Source organism: Butyrivibrio sp. INlla16, assembly GCF_900104155.1.
Taxonomy (GTDB): Bacteria; Bacillota; Clostridia; order Lachnospirales; family Lachnospiraceae; genus Butyrivibrio.
In genome coordinates, this window is record NZ_FMYB01000001.1 from 172736 (window position 1) to 192669 (window position 19934).

Genomic DNA, 19934 nt, shown 5'->3' on the forward strand with positions numbered 1-19934 from the left:
TTAATTGATGGCATTTTCCGCTATAATTAAAAGAAAACGGCGAGGCTAATTATGGCAGGAAAACCCAACAAAAATGCAATTTACTTAACTGATGATGAGTACAATACACTTTCTTCACTTTCAAAAAAGAAATCAAGTTGTAAGACGCTAAAATGCAGGTGTCATGTACTCATGGATCTTGATAATAACCACGGCAAACGTCTTACCTACAGCCAAAGTGCAAGAGCAAATGGTGTTTGCCCTGCTACAGTTTCTAACATAACAAAGCTTTATAGAGATGGTGGCATTGATGCTGTAATATCATTAAAACGTAATGTTAATTCTGACAACGCTCGTCGCAAAATGGATGGACGTGCCGAAGCACGCATCATTGAAATTGCTTGTAGTCCAGCACCGGAAGGCCATTCAAGATGGACTCTTAGGATGCTTGAAGATGAATGTAAAATTGTCCTTGAAGAACCTGTAAGCAAAGAAACCATACGTACAACTCTAAAAAAAACGAATTGCAGCCTCACCGAAACAGATACTGGTGCATCCCCAAAAAGGAAGACCCGGAATTCATAGCTTGCATGGAGGACGTTCTCGATGTATATGAACGCCCTTATAATCCAAAAGAACCTGTAGTTTGCATGGATGAAAAGCCATTACAGTTACTCGGAGAAGTGCGTGAGCCTCTTCCTATGAAGCCTGGCGAAGCAGCAATAATTGATTCCGAGTACATAAGAAATGGTACTTGCAGCATCTTTGCATTTATTGAACCACTTGCTGGAAAACATCATGTAAGTGTTAGAGAGCATCGTACAGCTACTGACTGGGCAGAGGAAATCAAATACCTCTGTGATGTAATGTACCCGGCTGCTGACAAAATCATTCTCGTTATGGACAATCTTAATACACATAAGGTTGCATCGTTATACAAAAAGTATCGTCCAGAAGAAGCATTCCGTCTAAAGAAACGGCTTGAAATCCATTACACTCCAAAGCACGGAAGCTGGCTGGACATTGCTGAGATTGAATTAAATGTAATGACAAAACAATGCCTATCAAGAAGAATTGAAAGCATTGACAAGCTTAAGTCTGAACTCTCAGCATGGGAGTCAGAACGTAATGCCAAGCAGGCAAAGGTTAATTGGCAGTTCACTAATGATAAAGCAAGGATAAAACTGATTTCCTTATACCCTAAGCTTGAGTAAATCTCAGGCTTGGAGATTAAATTAATTGTGAACTTGCCACGACACTAGGTTATCAACTGAATATTCATTTCTATCATTTAATTACTAAAAAAAGTTCCCGGATATAAGTTTTTAGGCTTACATCCGGGAACAACCTGTAATTTTAGTATTTATAGTATTTTTTTATCTTACACTTCTTCACTTTTGTTTTCATATTTTTATTATCATAAAAAGTTCCGGTAATCTTCGTATTTTTTATTGTGAATTTTTTACCTGAATAATTGCTTACATCTCCGCCAAAATTACATTTTATAATCTTTACATTTTTAGCACTCGCCATCTTTGGTTTAGATGGGTCTTTTATAGTTTGAAATGCAAAGTACCAATTAGATGTTCCCTGCTTTACACAAGTTACTTTGGTGTTTTTAATAGTAATATTTTTACATACTTCATCTGCTGGAATTTTTCCATTTACTGCATTAGGCTCTATATTTATGCCGCAACTTGGTTGAGCACCCTTGGCCTTCAAAATCTTGCAATTATCTATAGTTACATTATCTGCATCAACTATAGCTATATTGTTTCTTCTGTTATTTGAAATCGTACAATTGGTAATGGATACTCCATCACATCCATAAAGACTATCCTCAAGGTTCATGGATCCAAGATAAATACCATCTCCCCAGTTGTTACAAATTGTCATATCAGAGATGGTAACATTCTTACAATCTATTACTCCGATGCCATGTCCATCAGCTCCGGACTTTCCATTAGATGATCTATCTCCAGTGATCTTCCCGCCAGATATTTTGAATCCATCTGCTTTAACACTTATAACGCAGTATTCACCGATAGTAGTCGGCTTCACCTTTAGTTCCGTTCCTTGGGCAAGTTGGAATGATATGTTTGGCTTAGTAATATTAATTCCAACACCATAGCCGTCGAAATCCAAAATATTTATGTCATATGTTCCGGAATCAAAAACAATAGTCCCACCACCGGATCCTATTGTTTCGGAGATAAAGTTATTAATATCAGCCGTATCAGACTTGTTATCATCAGGCTTGATTCCATAATCAGAAAGCTTATAAGTGTTTTCCGCCTTAACCTCTCCTGCAGGTATAGATACCGCAAGCATAGGAACCGCAACAACTGCTGCCATTACCAAAGATACAAATTTCGTTCTAACCCTCATAAGAAACCTCCTTCGGAAATAACGTTGTTATTATAATATTAACAGAGGCGCATATAATGCGCCTCTTAAATAATTATGAAATTTAATATACGTTTCATTCAGAAAAATGTTTGCGATAGATATCGAAAAAATCGCTGCCACTGCCATCGGATATTTCTGCTATATGAATTTTATCGTACAAGCCCTGGTTAAGTATCTTTGAAAGATCCGATGCAAAAGCATCATACTGCTGTCCAAATACTTCCCGCTTTCTCTCCTCGACAATCCTTACCTTGTTGGCCTCTGTTTCTTCCCTGTTGAAGGTACTTATACATTTCAATATAACATATGAATCCTGAGCTTCAATTACCCCGCTTATTTCTCCGTTATCGAGGTTAAAAGCTGCAGTCTCAATTTCGGAATCCACATCGCCCTTACCGATGGAAACAGTTCCCTCCTCAGCCTCATTATACTTTTCCATGAGTACGCTGAAATCGGTTCCCTCTCCCAATTCTCTTTGTATCTGAAGTGCAGTGTTTCTGACCGTTTCCTTTTCAGAACCTTCGAGAGGTATTTTATCTCCCTTGGAATCAAGCTTCCAGGTATTAAGCACTATCTGCTCAACCGTAATGGTTCTGGCTTCGTCGTCACTTATCTCGGGATTTATGTCTCTGATAATGTAATTATAGAGCTTATCTGCGGTGGCATACTCTGTGTACATCGCTGTCAAAGTCTCTTCATCTATATCTCCCATCATCTTCTTTTCATCATCGCTGAGTGAAGATAAATACTCGGAAGCGGCCACTGCTGCATTACTGATTTCGGATTCCGTGAGTTCAATTCCTTTCTCCAAAGCGAGAAGATTCATTGCTTTTACCTGAGATATTGCAACAAGGCACTTATCCTTAACATAGCTCTCCATGCTGCCATCGCCTATGTTCACATTCCAGATTTCACTGCCGAAGCCTTTTTCATAAGTCTTCTGAGAATTATAAAGGTACACCAAAAACTCAGACTCCAGGCAGGATTTGTCCTCTATTCTGAAGAGCTCATTTTCCTTAAAACCTGTGGTAAATACAACTCTGGTATTATCAAGGGCAGCGCATCCTGTCAGTGAAAAGGTCATAGCCGCAGCCATTGCAATTGCCACAGCAGTTTTCCGGATTCTGTATATTCTGTTTTTCATAAAGTTTCTGTTATCTCCGGTCACGACTTTTCGCATCATTTAAGTTTATTAAGAATACTCCTTGCCACTTTAAGTCCGTTAGCACTAGCCTGCTGAAGGCCTCTGGTTATTCCTGCTCCGTCACCGATTGCACGAAGGTGACTGATGCTGGTCTCAAAGTCCTTGTTCACGATTACCTTGTTGGAGTAGAACTTAACCTCAACGCCGTAAAGAAGTGTCTCTTCGGAGGCAATTCCGGGAGTAACCTTATCAAGCGCCTGAATCATCTCATCAAGGTCAACCATGATTCTGTGCGGGAAAACAAGAGAAAGATCTCCGGGAACCGCATCCTTAAGTGTGGGAATCAGGTTGTTTCTTGCAAGTCTCTCATCGGTTGTTCTTCTGCCTCTTCTGAAATCTCCGTAGGTCTGAACAAGAATTTTGCCGTCGCAAAGCATATTTGCAAGCTCCGCAATTTTCCTTCCGTATTCAATAGGAGTCTTGAAGGGCTTGGTGAAATTCTTGGAAACAAGCAGTGCAAAGTTGGTATTGTCTGTCTTGTAATCACTGCTCTTATATGCATGTCCGTTTACTACCGCAAGTCCGCCCTCATAATACTCAGTCGCAACCTCTCCTGAAGGATTGGTACAGAAGGTTCTGACTTTGTCATCAAAGGTAGGTGTGTGGAAGATGAGCTTAGCCTCATACAGATTTTCATTCAAAAATTGCATAACCTCATCTCTGACTTCGACGCGGACTCCCACGTCAACAGTTCCGGGCTTGGTCTCAATGCCGATCTTATCGCACACTGAATGGAACCAGTCAGCACCTTCACGTCCAACTGCAGATACGATTTCCTTAGCGTTTACAACGGTGCCGTCATGTGTTTTTACACCGGTGGCAATGCCGTCTTCCACCAGGATCTCCTCAACCATTGTATTAAACACAAGCTCCACGCCCTTTTCCTCAAGGTGCTCCTGAAGCTTTTTATAAATCTTATAGCCTTCCTCGGTGCCGAGATGTCTGATGGGACACTCTACGAGTTTAAGGTTGGCATTGATTGCCTTCCTTCTGATCTCGCGAATCTCCTCAGCTTTGTCTATACCGTATACACTCTTATCTGCACCGAATTTCAGATATATGTCATCAGATTCCTTGATGAGAGCCGTTGCCTCGTCATAGCCAAGAATGTCCGGAAGTGTTCCTCCTACATCAGGTGAAAGAGATAATTTTCCATCGGAAAAAGCACCTGCTCCGGCGAAGCCTGTGGTTATAGAGCAGGGTTTGCATCCCATACACTTTCCTGTTTTTCTCTTGGGGCACTCTCTTTTCTCAATGGATCTGCCCTTTTCGATAATCATTACTTTTAAGTCCGGGCGCTTTTCAATAAGCTCATAAGCGCAGAAAATTCCGCCGGGACCCGCACCAATTATGAGTACGTCTACTTCTTTGTTTGTCATAAAAAACCTCTCTAAGATACATTCCCCTCATCCGCTCTTCGGGCACCTTCCCCCAAGGGGAAGACATAAGGATAAGAATGGCTGCCACAAAACTGTAGCAGCCATTAGTCCGTTTGATCACATGTTTTTAAAAAGTTACCGTCTGAAAATTATTTGGTAGCTTTTTTAGCCGGAGCCTTTTTAGCTGTAGTTTTCTTTGCAGCAGGCTTCTTTGTTGCTGCTTTCTTTGCAGGTGCCTTCTTGGCAGGAGTCTTCTTTACAGGAGCCTTCTTACCAAAGTCCTTTAAGAGCTCTGCCTTTCTGAGGTCACCCTCAGCACTGATTTTTCCTGAAAGATGCGCATTAACAAAATCTGTCTTACCGTCAAGAATGTCCATAAGATCAGCAGCTGATGTATACACAAGAATGTCACGATCAAAATACTCATAAGGCTCAACATTCAGCTTACCGTTATCGATCTCAACATAGAAAGCGCCTTCGCCCTCACCGGAAATATTGAACTGGTAAGCAGCATGCTCGTTAACATCGCTGACATCAACATCCTTAAGTGCATCTTTTACCTTTGCTACTACTTCTTCGTAAGTCATTTTCTCCTCCACTTCATAAAAAACTTTTTCAAAACATTGTTATTATATCACAAAATTACCTACTGTTGCTACGATACTGCACAGGGGTCATTCCGTACTTTTTCTTGAAGAGCCTGTTAAAGTGCTCAACATTCTGATATCCTGCCGCTTCAGCGACTCTCTCAACCTTCATGTTTCCGTTCTTTAAAAGAATGCTTGCCTTTTTAAGACGAATCTTTTTAACGTTCTCTCCGAAGGTCATGCCGGATTTTTCCTTAATATACTTTGAAAGATACGGCTTTGATAAATAGAACTCTTTTGAGAGATCATCAAGTGTTACTGTCAGGTAATTCTCCTGGATGTAATTGAGAATTGCACTGATTCTCTCATCCTTGGCATCTGTGCTTGCCTTTACTTCGTCAAGCTGGTTGACTGCAATTGTGAGAGCACTCACGGAAGATCTGATGATATCCTCATCAATGCCAACTCCCCAGAATTTCTTGCCGTTGCTTGTGATACCAACGTAGGTTACAGCCTTGGACGAAGAGCCGCGGCTAAGAGCATGCTCCTCATAAACAGAAAGCTCATAGCTGATGTTGAAGTACTGTTTGAAAGCATTACTTACAGCATCGAGACGTCCGTTTCCGTTAGCCTCAACTATGTGCTCTTTTCCTGCATGAGCAAGTGTAACCTCTGCAAGGATACCATTTGTCTGCTTGAAGTGACAGTCCGCAACTCTGAATACAGAATCGTTGTGAACATATTTGTCTTCAAATATCTGATAGATTCTTCCGGGTGCAAGCTCAGCATGTTCTCTGTCGGAAACATCCTTTATTGTGTAGCTGATGTCTGCCTGCATCTCTCTCGGAACCATCATGCCGTAGTTGTTCTTCAATATGTAGCTTACGCCGCCCTTTCCTGACTGAGAGTTAATTCTGATAACATCGCCGTCGTACTCTCTTCCAAGATCCTTGGGATCGATGGGGAGATAGGGAACGGTCCAAATTCCTTTGTCTTTTCCTGCTTCGTGCCATGAGAAGCCCTTGCTGATGGCATCCTGATGAGATCCTGAAAATGCTGTAAATACGAGCTGTCCTGCATAAGGCTGTCTCTCGAAAATGCGCATTCTTGTAAGACGCTCATAGGTCTCGCCGATCTCATTTATGTTGCTGAAGTCAAGCTTCGGATCAACGCCGTGCGAATACATGTTAAGAGCAAGTGTAACGATATCAACATTACCTGTTCTCTCACCATTTCCAAAAAGTGTTCCTTCTATTCTGTCAGCACCTGCAAGACATCCAAGCTCAGCATCACTGATTCCCGAACCTCTGTCATTGTGCGGATGGAGTGAAAGTGTTACCGCATCACGATACTTAAGATTTCTGTGAATATACTCAACCTGAGTTGCAAATACGTGAGGCATAGCAATCTCTACAGTTGTAGGTATATTGATGATTACTTTATTTTCCTTCTTGGGCTTCCATACATCAAGCACTGCATTGCAGACTTCGACCGCATAGTCAACCTCTGTTCCGGGGAAACTCTCGGGTGAATACTCAAATGAGAAGTTACCCTTTGTCTCCTTTGCAAGCTTGTCAAGAAGCTTTGCACCATCTACAGCTATCTGCTTAACATCTTCTTTATTCTTTTTGAAAACCTGCTCTCTCTGAGCTACGGATGTGGAATTGTAAAGATGGATAATCGCTCTGGGCGCACCCTTTACAGCCTCAAAGGTTCTCTTGATGATGTGCTCTCTCGCCTGCGTAAGAACCTGAACGGTTACATCATCCGGAATCATGTTCTTTTCAATAAGAGTTCTCGCAAACTCAAACTCTGTCTCGGACGCTGCGGGAAATCCTATCTCAATTTCCTTGAAGCCAAGATTTACAAGCATTGTGAAAAACTCAAGTTTCTCATCAAGGCTCATGGGCTCTATAAGTGCCTGGTTACCGTCGCGAAGGTCAACGCTGCACCAGATTGGCGGCTTGTCAACGTAGTCTTTTTTCACCCAATCATAGGTAGCCTTGGGTGGCATGAAATACTGTCTCTGATACTTCTCGTAGTTCTTCATAATGCTCCTCCTGGTTATAAAATATTCAGTATTTTCAGTCGATTTATTACAATCACTCTACCTGTTTGTAGTGGAATTAATCGGATTCTATATTGTTATCGACACAAAAATAAAAATCATCAACTAATATTGATGATTTTTATTTTAGCACTTGTTTGAAATTTTAATAGTGACGGATTTAATCAGTTTTCTTGATTTATTTTAATGTAACACTCCGTTTATTAAATATCTGCTTTCCAAAGTCCATGGAGATTGCAGTACTCATAAGCTGCAACGGCCTTCTCACCATCTGCAAGAACAAACTCAGCAACAGGCTTATCGGAAGGAGTGAGGTTTTTCTGCATGTAGCCTTTATCAGTCTCAAGCCAGATGTACTGAATGTAATGGGCGTCCATCATAGGATGCTCAACTTCTCCAACCTTAACGGTTACCTTATTTCCACTAACTTCGACTACCGGAACGTGCTTCTCATGAGCGCCGTCAGAAGTTCCGGGAACGAGAGCTGTCATAGGATCGCCGCAGCAAACCGGAGTACACGCAGCATCATTGATCTTAATCACCATACTACCGCATTTTTCGCACTTGAAAATGTTCATAAAAACCTCCTTTTATATCATGTATTTTAGAAACATTAATAATTCTCAGCTTTTATCTGGAAATAAGCCTGAGGATGGTTACATACAGGACATACCTCCGGAGCAGAGGGACCTACTACGATATGACCGCAGTTTCCACACTGCCAGATACAATCGCCATCGCGGGAGAATACCAGCTTGTCTTCAATATTCTTAAGAAGCTTCTTGTAACGCTCTTCGTGCTCTTTTTCTATTGCTGCAACACCCTCGAAAAGCTCGGCAATCTCATCAAAGCCTTCTTCTCTGGCGGTCTTAGCGAAAGACGGATACATCTCCTGCCATTCATAGGCTTCGCCTTCTGCAGCTTCCTTCAGATTTTCAATAGTGCTTCCGATTCCTGTCAGGATTTTGTACCAGATTTCAGCATGTTCTTTTTCGTTCGCAGCTGTCTCCGCAAAGATATTGGAAATCTGAACAAAGCCATCTTTCTTAGCCTTCGAAGCAAAGAATGTATATTTGTTTCTTGCTTCAGATTCCCCTGCAAAAGCAGCCTGAAGATTTTTCTCTGTCTGAGTTCCCTTTAAATCATCGGCTCTGCATCTCCACTTGTTGTTTTCTGCCATTTTATCCATCTCCTTCCCAATATTATTAGATTCCTACATTTCTAATAATAGCATAATCTACCGCTATAATTTATTAGATTTTTATAAAAATATTTGTCGCAATATCGTAAAAAAATCAAATCTAGTATTTCATCCTCAAATTAACTGGACTTTTTAATCGGCAATGTATCAACAATCAATTCCTCTGATACGTCGATGTCATCCAGGTTATACTTCCAGTGGAAGACCACCGGTTCCTCATTCGCTTCTTCAAAGTACCGGTAAATACGCTGAACAAGTTCATCTTTGGTTTTAACGCGTATTCCGCGAAGCATTTGACGTGTCATCTTACTGAAGAAGCCTTCAACCATGTTTAACCATGAACCATGTTTCGGAGTGAAAACAAATTCAAATCTTCCGGGTACAGTTGCAAGATAACGTCTTGTTTCATCGGATGTATGTACTTTAAGATTATCCAAGACAATTCGGATCTTATCGCCACGAGGATATTTTTCATCAAGGATTTTGAGGAATTCGATATACTCCTTGCTGGTGTGTTTATCCCTTACAAGCGGTATTCCTTCACCGGTCTGAAGATCGATAGCTGCTAACAATGAAACGGTTCCAAGGCGCTTATACTCGTAATCACGCTTGATGGTTGAATTACTCTCATTTGGTCTTAAATCATCAGAAGTAGTCGCAGTAGCCTGGATGCCTGGTTTCTCATCATATGACAAAATATGTACGGTCTGATCATCCTCTTCAAAGGGAATAAGGTTTCCGGCTTTATCAAACTGGAATGAAAGCTGCTTATATACAAGAAGCACGTTGTGCATCTTGGCATCAAAATCAGGGTCTCTGTTTTCGCAGTAATACGTGATCTTGTGTGGCTTTATATCAGCTTCATCAAGAATGGTGTTAACGGTACTTTTATGTATGGTTGAAAGACGGACATAGCCGGCAGCTTCAGCCGTTTTGTTGATATGAGATGTCAATTTTGCGTAAGTCCAGGTTTCTGCCGCATAGCCAAACTCAGACGGTTTCTGGCAGGCAATGTTGATGATCCAGGCTTTTTCTTCGTCTGTGATCTCGGCATTCCGACCTCGACCGGGGGCGTCATAGAGAGCGTTTTCAACTCCGCCTTCTTTGAATTTTTTAAGGCAAAGCATGACGCTTTTCCTGTTCAGATTCACTTTGCTGGCAATCTCATCAATTGAGACACCATCGGCTTTAAGCAGGATTATTCTTGCACGGCTGACAGTCTGAGCCTGGATGGTACGAGCTCTTGTTTGTAGTTCGAGGTATTCGCGATCAGCCGGTGTGAGTTCGATCTGTGAAGCGGTTCTTCCCATGATAAATGCCCTCCAGTTTCTTCTCTGGATCCATTATATCATGGCATGAATATTTAGTCCATTTATTTAAAAGATATTATACTAGATTATATGTGTCAAAATGTTTTCTTGACACGATTTTGCTATATCATTTCCCACTATACAGTATCTTCCACGCTGTGTATCTGGAGAAATTGAACTTCCTTATCTCTTTATAATGCTTCTCGTAGTAGCCGCGCCTATCACTAAGTCCGGTCTCGTACAGTTTCAGCAACTCTTCGTTTCCGGCATAGGCAGGAACAGCATCCTCGGAGATCTCTTCGGTAAGGTATCTTGTCATTGAGCTCTCGTATCTTCCCACTGAGTCTGTGCCGCCTGAGGTTTTCATGTATGCAAGGTCGTACTTTGCGACATGGTAATCAGGGTTAGCAAAAACGAACACAATATACATAGCAGTCATCGCTATCATGCAGCACTTAAATACCGGGAAGCTGTCATTATAAAGTCCGATAATCAGGAACAACAGGCAAATAGCAAGCACCGCGAGAAACCATAATACAAATACTCTGAGAAAAGTAAGGTGGTATGCTTCGATGTACATAAACATTCTGAATGCACTTGAAGCTATCATTATAGAAGTACAAATACCGATCAGAGTAAGAATGGCTTTAAGGACATTATTTTCGGAAAAGAGCTTCTTACATACGGTAACGATTGCAAGGTTGAGCACACTTACCGCAAGCAGCTGATAGAAGCCCTCGTGCGCATATTCTGCGAAAGTATACTTTGCGGGAAGTGTCATATTTCCCATGAAGAGGAACACAATCTGTATCACACTGAAAAGCAAATATACAATCGCAAGAAGGCTTGAAAAGGTGATGGCCACGATTGCGTTATATCCGCAATTCTTATTCTCTACAGTAACACCCTTCTTGGTAAGCACCTTAGCAACTGTATAAAAGAGCCATAGAGTCCAGGCAAGCATCCAGAGTATTCCGATCACATCCCAGAAATTATCAGGAAGCTTGAAAAGCCCAAACACTTTACCAAGAACATCAGAGAAAATTGCATCCGCGGAAGCAAGAAGTGCAAGCACAATCGAAAGAAGCGGAACTGCAACACAGATTCCGGCAAGCACTGCAATCAGATTCTGCTTATTCTTTGAGCTAACCTTGGCGCCGCCCACCCTGAAACACTCAACGCAGTCCAACACCGGATCAAGCATATTAGTTAAAGGTGACACAACCACTAACAATATTCCGATAAGATTACTGATAATATCCCACTGCTTAGTATCAGCGTACAAATGTGTCATAAAGCTGAACATCAAAAGAAATATGGCAAATCCATCAACAAATAAAAGGGATTCATTTGCAGTGGTGCACTTTGAAATTGATAAGAGCATTAACGAAATTATGTAAAATAAGTTAAGAGCGCTTTTCCCGTCTCTGTCTTTAAAAAGTGACAAACCGTCGCTTTTTCTGGCAAATGCAATAAGTATAAGTGTGCCTGCCATAAAAAACGGATATGTAATTCCTGAAGTATTTCCATAAAGGCAGAAGGTATGCAGAATCGCAAATATTACAGCCAGCGCTCCATACTTTTTAAAAGAAACTGCATCTCCCTTAGCCTTAGTCTGAACGGCATCCTGCACATAACATGCAGCTCCCACAGCGGTCTCGGCCAGGCATGCCTGCTCCACACCATTCTCCTGTAATAATCCCCCATCTATCGGTCTTTCCATGATGATTCCTCCTTTTTGTGAAATGCCATAATAGCAAATCACATTATATTTGCGGTCATTAAATTCAAGTATCATCATCCGGGATGAATTCGAGAATATCTCCCGGCTGACAATCCAGCTCTCTGCATATCGCATCAAGCGTCTGAAGCCGCACTGCTTTTGCTTTGTTGTTTTTAAGTATTGATAGGTTAGCCAGAGTTATATCAACCTTCCCGGCCAGCTCTGTGAGGCCTATCTTCCGCTTCGCCATCATCACATCCAAATTTATAACGATTGCCATCTCTTCCTCCATCCTTAGATCGTCAGATCGTTCTCTTCCTTGTAACTGACTGCCTTGTCAAAGACCTTTGCCAGAACCTTGCTGAGTATTCCCGCAAAAAGGAATACCGCTGAAGTCACTAAGGAAGCAGGTGTGAAGTAGATAAAATTCCTGAGGATTTTTACCACCGCAATCGCAAATGCATAATTCGCCATTCTCGACAGGCTTTCAACATTCTCCCTGATAAAACAATTGTCCTCGATAACCGTTTTCATCATCTTCCTGAGTTCAAAAAGAATGAGTAATGCCAGCCCGCCGGCAAGCATTATGGAAATTATTGCAAAGATGTAATGGTCCATAATTTCTGCATATTCAGTCGTATCTCCGAGAACCGTCATGGAGATCTCCACTGCCTTTTTTAGTCCGAACGGCACTGCAAGCTCCATGATAAGTCCAACAACAAGACTGATATCCAAAAACTTCTTGAAATAAACATTTAAGCGGTCGCTCATTATTACCGGTCTCACTCCTTTTCATGCGCATATAAATAATCTTAAGATATTTTCGTTATATCACAGTCATTTTTGAGAGTCAATAATTTTTTATCGTTTTTCGATAAATAGAATTTCACCCCGGAAACAAACCAAGCCTATAAAAATGGATAAAAAAACTGCGCATGACCCGCTAAAAGAGCCATGCGCAGCGTAACTGCCAAATATTTTATACAGCTTTTTGTCCTTTATTTGTTCCCTGTCTTTTTCTCATTCTTTGCAATAATGGGAAGCACAACTCCGAGTGCGGTAAGCACAAGAGGAGTGATTACATTAAGTGCAAAGGTAAAAGGATCTGTATCATACATACCGAGAATGCAGCTTGCTGCAGTCACGATAAAGCACCATGCTCCGAAGAAAAGTGCAACACCCTGGTTCTTGACGAATCTGTACTCAGCGGGGAACTTATCACCTGCTTTTCTAAGTGCCATATACGCAAAGAACACCCAGAGATAACGAAGAGGCATACATACGGAATTGAGCTTTGTAAGCTGCTTAAGTACTGCTGCCGCACCGGGTACAAATGACTGAATAAGAATGATTGATCCTGAAAGAACCGCAACCATCTTGATTCCGTTTACATACGCACCGGCATCATTTTTCTTAAGAAGACCTGAAGGGATGAACTCTCTTGCGTCCTCGTTATCGAGAAGCATACGAAGAGGTGCATCAATACTGATAACAAGAGTTGAGAGCTGGCCTATCATGTTGCATACAGCATAGATGATAAGAAGAAGATCACCTACATGATAGTAATTGCCAAGCTTCTGGAATGCCCAGTAGCTTCCGTTTGAATTGTAAGCATTAAAACTCTCTGCAGATGCGTTGATCTCAGCAGGGTCGAACATCATACCCATTGAAATAGTTCCGAGAATAGCGCATACAACTACCATGATAGCAAGTGTGATCATGGATCTGGGGAACCCTTTGCTGGGATTCTCAACCTTGTTTACGTAAGGAGAAATCTTCTCGCATCCGCCAACAGCAAATACAAGGATTGAAAGTGATGTGAAGTATTTAACATCAAACTGAGGGATAAGATTTTTCATCCCAAAGTCCATTGACACAAAGCCAGCATTCGGATTAATTGCCGGAGCTGCAAACATCATAAGGATATAAAGAATAGACATCACAAACATACTTGTTCCAGCAATTGTTGCAAGCTTCTTAAGAGGATTAAGACCTCTTGATGCAACAAAGCAGAAAAGAAGAAGAATTGCAAAAGTCACAAGCTGAACAGCAAGTGTCGGGAATGTGTCGTATGTCTCACCGTTTCGGAAAATAGCCCAGCAAAGAGCCTTAAGACCGCCTGATGACTTTGACGCAATATAAGTGATATGGCATGCCCAGTAGGTCCAACCCGCGTAATAAGCAACCTTGGGACCTGTTGTACTGAGTATCCATGAGCTTACTCCACCGCCTGATGTTTTGAAAGCGGAGCCAAGCTCACCGACCATAAGTGCATAGGGAACAAAATAAAGTGCAAACATTAGTATCCAGCTGAAGATAACCTGAATACCATTGAAGTAAACGAAACCATTTAATACGTTACCAAAGCCCCACACCGTAGAGAAGGCCATGAACGCCAAAGTGGTCCATTTCATACGTTTTGAATCCATTTCTCTAACTACCTCCTAAAAATTCATAAATCTTTCGTTTGCAAAAACAGATTCGTTTTGAGTGCAACTTTTCAAGTTTACACCCGAATTATAAAAATGTCATCACTTAGTTTCAAAAATGGTTGATATTGAATAAAAACAGACGATTAATGCATTATCACAGGAAGCGTATGCTCCTTGGAAAAAGTTGTTTGAGCAGCTGAACTCTCAACCGGTACAAATTTGGTATCCTTTGACTCGGGATTGATTCTAATCATCGGTGTTCCGTCACCCGCCATAAAAGCCTTAACATATTCATCAATGTTATTTATTTTGTAAGGAAAACTCATCGCTCCCATGGAAAGCTGCGGGAAGGAATGAATGTCGGATCCGGCTGACATAAGGAAATTGTGTTCTTTTGCAAATAGATAGCCGAGAGCATTCTGCCAGTCAGGGTTGTTGGAGTTATAAATCTCCGCTCCGTCGCAAACGGAAGGCGTCAGATGAATAGCAGACAAATAGCCCCTTTCTCGATAGGGATGCGCCTGTATCATGATACCGCCCGCCTGATGAACAAGATCGTATACCTCTTTTCTGGACTTCTCCATGATATTTTCATTATCAAGAAGCCAGTTTTTATCAACTCCGTAAAGAAGATATTCGTCGCCCTCAAAGTTGAATTCTATGCCGAACATAACTGTAAAATCAAGTCCATCGGCAGCAGCAAGTGCATGTTCATAGCCGCTGCAATACTGCTCCACTCTATTTTCCCAAGGCAGCGCCTTAGGAATACAGCTGTTTCCGTTAAAAAAGTGATCTGTTACAATCAGGCCACTGTAACCAAGATCCATCATATATTCAATGTAGTCACCGGCCGGCGTACTTGAGCAGGCACTCGCCTCCATTGTGTGTAAGTGCGTTTCGTAAAGGTATCCCATATTTTTATCCTCTCGGAAAGTCATCATGAATCAGTCCCAAGTCATAGTCCTGATCGTCATCATAATCATATACATTATTATCTTCCGAACCTGCGCTATTGCCAAGTACTTTCGCATACTCAGGATTCATAAGAATCTCTCTGAAAAGACCATGGCAGCCCTCTGAGCAGTCCCTCCAGGTATCATCAAAATTACCGGTATACCACGGATCAGACACATCTCCGCTCCTGTCGGCAAAATCAAGCATCTTATATACTTTACCCTCGGGATCATTATTGAAAAGTCGCTTCAAATCTCTGATATTGGCGCTGTCCATACCGATGATAAAGTCAAATTTGCCATAATCAGCCCTTGAAGTAAGTCTTGCTCTTTTCTCAGACACTCCCAGTTCATTATCCGGAGTTCCTATTCCGTGCTCACGAAGTTTCGCCTTAGCAGGCGGATAAACCGGGCTCCCCTGACCATTCCATATCTCATCTGTGTGAGTTGCTGATGATTCAATGTGGAACTGATCCTCCAGGTGCTGTTTTCTGACTATATCTTTCATTATGAATTCTGCCATCGTGGAACGGCATATATTGCCGTGACATACGAATAAAATTCTTATCATTGCTCTAAAGCCCTCTATTTCTGCGTTTTCCCGCATTTTGTATTTTTATTATTTTGTGGCTTACACCGCATAAGATGGCATATCTTGGTGTATACTTCCCGGCAAGTGGGGTAAAAATTGGGGTAAAACTTTTAAGTTTGCCCCTTAAGTATTTTCAAGGCTTTCAGACAATCTTCAATCCTCGAAGTTCCTTCTTTGCATCCTCAAATCCTATATGAGTATATGTGTTTAATGTAACACTGATATCCGAGTGTCCCATTAAATATTGAAGTGTCTTTGGATTCATCCCTGACTTTGCCATGTTCGTACAATAGGTATGCCTGCATATATGTGGTGTGACTTTTGGCATCTGCACTTTATAAATCTTATTGTATTTCTGAACAATATGCTTAAAGTAGTGATCCCAATGCAAAGAGTATACCACGCTTCCATCCTTATCAAAATAGAGGAAGCCTGTTTTTCCATCTATCATAGGCTCTACATCAGGTGGTCTTCTTCTGGCAATTATTTTTCTGAAGCACTCCTCCACTTCTGCAGACATTGGCAATACTCTTTTGCCGCTTTCGGTTTTTGTTTCTTCAATGTAGTATCCGTATTTAGCTTTTTTCTGTAGCTGATGATCTACATTTATGGAGTGATTCTTGAAATCAATATCAGAAACTGTCAGGCCACAGAACTCTGAAATCCTCATTCCAGTCTTAAAAAGAATAAAAATCGCTTCGTAATATCTTGAGAAGTGCTTATCTTCTTTAACAAAATTCAGAAACTTACGCTCGTTCTCTCTTGACAGCGCCTCTCGCTGGATACTGTCGTTAATGATTACATTAACAAGTTCAAAATCAAATGGATTCTTTCTTATTAAGTCATCATCCAAGGCAAGTCTGAATGCTGGTCTTAAGACACCTCTTATATTCGTGATTTGACTATAGCTTTTTTCCTGCTCTTTTTGTAGCTGAATAAGCCAAAGTTTTGCATCAGATTTACGAACTGTATCTATCCGTTTCTTTCCAAATGGATCTTTTTTCAAAAAATTAAGTACCGTTCCGTAGTTAAGCATTGTAGTATGCCTAACCCCCACCCTTGTATCGATATACTTTTTCGCCAGATCAAATACAGTAAGCTTTCCTCCGTCAGTTACTATTCTGTCAAACTCATCAGCCTGTATCTTCTTTTCAAGCTCTCTTAAGGGTTCCGTGTCCTTCTTCCCGGGAGGTACTTTATCGTGAATATCAAGCCTCCAGCTATACACTTCTTTTCTTTTCCCATCCCATGCAGTATATCTGAATCGATATCTGCCATCTGATCTCTGGCTTTCTCCATCTCGAAGAAGCCGTCCTTTATCATCTTTTCTCCTTTCAACCATATCGTGCCTCCTTTTCTAAGAAAAGAAACACTTCATCCATGTCTATAAATAACATATCAGATGCCACATGAAAAGCATGACGAATATTATTAAATAACTTCTGCTTCATCTAAGTACTCCTCAAACATTTTTCTCTTGATTCTTGTGTGTGTTCCAATCTCAATAAGGAAACTGGCTCCTGTATTTTCTGCGACCATGCACCTAAGCCTCTTTTCACCAATTCCAAAGTAATTCGCTGCTTCCTGTATACTCAGTGAGTATTTCCGCCATACTGGTATCTTACTTTCTTCCATATCGTTTTCTCCCCGGCAATCCCAGCTGGATTCGTATCGCTTCGTTTATGTCCTTCTTCATTGCATCCTCAGGGATTGTTCCTATATACGTAAATAGTTTTGTTTTATCTATAGTAGAAATCTGCTCTGCCATAATTGAAGACTTTTCATCAAGCCCTCCCATATGGTCTATCATCACATGAGTAGGCAACCCTCTACTCTTGTGGATTTTCGTTGTTATGGGTAAAACTGTTACCGTTGGTGAATACTTGTTGCCTATATTATTCTGAACAACCAGAACCGGCCTTACCCCATGTTGCTCAGACCCTATCCCTTCTCCCAGATCAGCAAGGTAGATGTCCCCTCTCTTAATATCATTCAAACTTCATCACTCCTTCCTATGTAAAAGAGCGCCTTCTAAAAAAGAAAGCGCTCCTGAAATCATCCAAAATATTCTTATCTATTTGTCCTCGACACCCCGATAGTGGGAAGTCATCAGGTGGCTGCAGCTGACAGCGCCATAGGTTTTTGCCTCCCCGCGGATCTCGCCGGGCCGCTCCCATTACGATGAGTTGTGGCTGAGCGGAAGTATCATTATCCATGTTATTGTCATCGCCAGACCGGTGCTGCCGGTTTCCAGGGAGGCTATCTCGCGCAAGGCGTACCTTTGGGGCTAGAATAACAGGAATGTGCCTGATGAATGGGTATGTGGTTGTAGATGTAGGACAAAACGAATTTTGTCCTCTCACCTATTCCCACAGAAACTAATGATTTTATACCCTATTTTCCAAAACTTTTTTCAAATTTTTTATTGCAGCTGATAAAGCAGTGGAGATATTCTTTTGGCTCACCCCTTCAATCCTTGCAATCTCAGCTTCACTAAAGCCATAGTAAAAATATAACTTGCAACGCTTCTTCTGCTTCTCAGGAAGCTTATCTATCGTTTCCCGAAGCACCTCATATTCCATTTTGGAGATAACCATGTCTTCTGGTTCGTCCGATGAAAATACTGAGTGCATATACTCTGTAGTTCCTTCTTCATAACCCTGATAGTCATGGTGCCGGAGCTGCCTCATGTCATGCTTCTTTTCGTTGAGCTCATATTCACGAAAAGCCTGACCCTGTTCTACTGACATGATCACATAGGGCTTATATGGCATCAGGGCATCTCCATACCTTTCCTCAAGAACAGACTTGTCCAGATCCGTTATCACAGCCCACTTAACTCCTCCAGTCATCCCCGGATACTCAAATCCAAGATTTACAACGCTGCATTCTTCATTAAATTTCTCGATATTCATTTTCCGTTTCCTCCGATTTTTGAAAGTTGATAAGTTCCAAAAATCGGGGATCACGGATATCTGCCTATAAATGCTTCCCAAACAAAAAGGTGCATATCTGAAACCAAATCAGAGAAAACAGAGAGAAATCTCTGATTGCATTCCAAATCTGCACCTTAAAAATGGGCAAAATATAAAAGCGTAGCAAAACAGAATACCCATAATGGATATTTCTCTCTGTTTTGCTCCGCCTTTCAACGATTCTGTGCCGTTCCTAGCCGCTTAAGCAAACTCTTGCTACCTGCTGCGAACTTTTCGGTTCTATGCCTGATCCAACGCCTGATACAGGTAGCTCAGTCCGTATTCACTTAAGTATGCCTTTTGGTCATCTGTGCCTATACAGTACACCTGCGGTTTCGAAAAAGTCTGAATCCTTTTTCGTCATTGATTGCAATCAGATAGTTATGACATCTGTTGCATTCACTCTCAGCTTCCCCATGTCCGAGCGTGACAAAATACCTGCCACAAAATGGGCAATACACCTTAGTTTTTTGCTTTCTTGCGATAATTATTGTTCCCACCGTTGGTTCCTCCTCAAAAAATTTTTTAGTCTTATATAAGCGCCGTCAATCCGCTTATTTAGGAGCATACATACACCATTGGTTGTATATATGCCACCTTAATCAATTACTGCGTCCTTTCTATGCAATTTAATGATTCCATGATTGTTTTTAGAATAATCATGAGGTATTCGCATATGAAAAATGTTAAAAACAAGCGTAATAGCGCATCAAACAAAGCTCTTGCTCTACGCTTTGCTAAAGTGATGAAAATGTACAGAACTGAGCAGAACATGACACAAGAAGAACTATCTGAAAAATCAGGGATTGATGTATCCACGATCAAAAGGCTTGAAAATCCTGATCTTCTTTCAAATCCAGAGCTTTTCACGATGGGACCTATTATAGAAGCTTTGAATATAGACCCTAATGATATATTTTGCCCTGGGAAAATCACTAAAAAGCCCGACTTACACAGACTGATTCATTATCTTTTAAACCATTTGTCCAATGCTGAAGCAAAGCTTGTGGAACCAAGCTTTATCTCCATAGTAGAAATGGTTCAGTCAAAGAAGATGAAAGCAATAAAGGAATAAAAAAGAGTCTGCTTCTCCAATTAAGGAAAAGCAGACTCTCCACATGC

Annotated in this window: 22 protein-coding genes; 3 read left to right on the forward strand and 19 right to left on the reverse strand. The window is 41.2% G+C overall.

Translation table 11 applies throughout. From position 1 onward, the window contains the following. The first annotated feature begins 51 nt into the window (after positions 1–51). Positions 52–564, forward strand: coding sequence for a helix-turn-helix domain-containing protein (locus tag BLR42_RS00625; protein ID WP_091865692.1), 513 nt, complete (start codon positions 52–54; stop codon positions 562–564). Then, the gene (locus BLR42_RS00630; protein WP_139165075.1) at positions 504–1193 is read left to right on the forward strand and encodes an IS630 family transposase; all 690 of its coding nucleotides are present in this window, start codon (positions 504–506) and stop codon (positions 1191–1193) included. Before BLR42_RS00625 ends, BLR42_RS00630 begins: the two co-directional genes overlap by 61 nt. Before the next feature lie 142 nt (positions 1194–1335). Here the strand turns inward: BLR42_RS00630 and BLR42_RS00635 are convergent, their stop codons facing one another. The 19 genes from BLR42_RS00635 to BLR42_RS00725 all read right to left on the reverse strand — a co-directional run bounded on the left by BLR42_RS00635 (position 1336) and on the right by BLR42_RS00725 (position 19312). Further along, positions 1336–2367 (reverse strand): DUF3737 family protein, encoded by a 1032-nt coding sequence (locus BLR42_RS00635; protein WP_091865696.1) that lies wholly within the window; start codon positions 2365–2367, stop codon positions 1336–1338. Positions 2368–2461: 94 nt separating this feature from the next. Next, positions 2462–3532 (reverse strand): peptidylprolyl isomerase, encoded by a 1071-nt coding sequence (locus tag BLR42_RS00640; RefSeq protein ID WP_170832579.1) that lies wholly within the window; start codon positions 3530–3532, stop codon positions 2462–2464. Between the two features lie 35 nt (positions 3533–3567). Further along, the gene (locus BLR42_RS00645) at positions 3568–4971 is read right to left on the reverse strand and encodes an NAD(P)/FAD-dependent oxidoreductase (RefSeq protein ID WP_091820526.1); all 1404 of its coding nucleotides are present in this window, start codon (positions 4969–4971) and stop codon (positions 3568–3570) included. 149 nt (positions 4972–5120) lie between these two features. Then, positions 5121–5558: an SCP2 sterol-binding domain-containing protein gene (locus tag BLR42_RS00650; protein WP_091865700.1), complete on the reverse strand. Its 438-nt coding sequence runs from the start codon at positions 5556–5558 to the stop codon at positions 5121–5123. 55 nt (positions 5559–5613) lie between these two features. After that, positions 5614–7608 carry a 2-isopropylmalate synthase gene (locus tag BLR42_RS00655; RefSeq protein WP_091865702.1) on the reverse strand — a complete coding sequence of 665 codons (1995 nt, stop codon included), beginning with the start codon at positions 7606–7608 and terminating at the stop codon, positions 5614–5616. A 221-nt stretch (positions 7609–7829) separates the two neighbouring features. Continuing rightward, a complete protein-coding gene (locus BLR42_RS00660) occupies positions 7830–8204 on the reverse strand; it encodes a desulfoferrodoxin family protein (RefSeq protein WP_091865704.1) in 375 nt (124 codons plus the stop codon). Between the two features lie 35 nt (positions 8205–8239). Next, entirely contained in the window at positions 8240–8806 is a 567-nt protein-coding gene (rbr, locus tag BLR42_RS00665) for a rubrerythrin (RefSeq protein WP_091865706.1), read from the reverse strand. A 140-nt stretch (positions 8807–8946) separates the two neighbouring features. Next, the gene (locus BLR42_RS00670; RefSeq protein WP_091865708.1) at positions 8947–10137 is read right to left on the reverse strand and encodes an IS630 family transposase; all 1191 of its coding nucleotides are present in this window, start codon (positions 10135–10137) and stop codon (positions 8947–8949) included. Between the two features lie 127 nt (positions 10138–10264). Next, positions 10265–11860, reverse strand: coding sequence for a DUF4153 domain-containing protein (locus tag BLR42_RS00675; RefSeq protein ID WP_170832580.1), 1596 nt, complete (start codon positions 11858–11860; stop codon positions 10265–10267). Between the two features lie 64 nt (positions 11861–11924). Further along, on the reverse strand, positions 11925–12140 hold the full coding sequence (locus tag BLR42_RS00680) for a helix-turn-helix domain-containing protein (RefSeq protein ID WP_091865866.1): 216 nt from the start codon (positions 12138–12140) through the stop codon (positions 11925–11927). Between the two features lie 14 nt (positions 12141–12154). After that, positions 12155–12631, reverse strand: a complete 477-nt coding sequence (locus BLR42_RS00685) for a DUF2975 domain-containing protein (protein WP_091865712.1) — start codon at positions 12629–12631, stop codon at positions 12155–12157. Positions 12632–12858: 227 nt separating this feature from the next. Next, entirely contained in the window at positions 12859–14289 is a 1431-nt protein-coding gene (locus BLR42_RS00690; protein WP_091865714.1) for an APC family permease, read from the reverse strand. 146 nt (positions 14290–14435) lie between these two features. Further along, the gene (locus BLR42_RS00695) at positions 14436–15206 is read right to left on the reverse strand and encodes a PHP domain-containing protein (RefSeq protein ID WP_091865716.1); all 771 of its coding nucleotides are present in this window, start codon (positions 15204–15206) and stop codon (positions 14436–14438) included. 4 nt (positions 15207–15210) lie between these two features. Beyond that, positions 15211–15816, reverse strand: coding sequence for a low molecular weight protein-tyrosine-phosphatase (locus tag BLR42_RS00700; RefSeq protein ID WP_091865718.1), 606 nt, complete (start codon positions 15814–15816; stop codon positions 15211–15213). A 163-nt stretch (positions 15817–15979) separates the two neighbouring features. Then, the gene (locus BLR42_RS00705; RefSeq protein ID WP_091865720.1) at positions 15980–17179 is read right to left on the reverse strand and encodes a site-specific integrase; all 1200 of its coding nucleotides are present in this window, start codon (positions 17177–17179) and stop codon (positions 15980–15982) included. 89 nt (positions 17180–17268) lie between these two features. After that, positions 17269–17472, reverse strand: coding sequence for an excisionase (locus tag BLR42_RS00710; RefSeq protein WP_091865722.1), 204 nt, complete (start codon positions 17470–17472; stop codon positions 17269–17271). Further along, positions 17459–17833, reverse strand: a complete 375-nt coding sequence (locus BLR42_RS00715) for a type II toxin-antitoxin system PemK/MazF family toxin (protein ID WP_091865724.1) — start codon at positions 17831–17833, stop codon at positions 17459–17461. Before BLR42_RS00715 ends, BLR42_RS00710 begins: the two co-directional genes overlap by 14 nt. 391 nt (positions 17834–18224) lie before the next feature. Then, the gene (locus BLR42_RS00720; protein ID WP_091865726.1) at positions 18225–18752 is read right to left on the reverse strand and encodes a sigma-70 family RNA polymerase sigma factor; all 528 of its coding nucleotides are present in this window, start codon (positions 18750–18752) and stop codon (positions 18225–18227) included. A gap of 374 nt (positions 18753–19126) precedes the next feature. Further along, positions 19127–19312: a hypothetical protein gene (locus BLR42_RS00725; protein ID WP_091865729.1), complete on the reverse strand. Its 186-nt coding sequence runs from the start codon at positions 19310–19312 to the stop codon at positions 19127–19129. Between the two features lie 176 nt (positions 19313–19488). On the opposite strand from BLR42_RS00725, the gene BLR42_RS00730 reads away from it, so the two are divergent. After that, positions 19489–19887, forward strand: a complete 399-nt coding sequence (locus BLR42_RS00730) for a helix-turn-helix domain-containing protein (protein ID WP_170832581.1) — start codon at positions 19489–19491, stop codon at positions 19885–19887. Positions 19888–19934 lie beyond the last annotated feature (47 nt).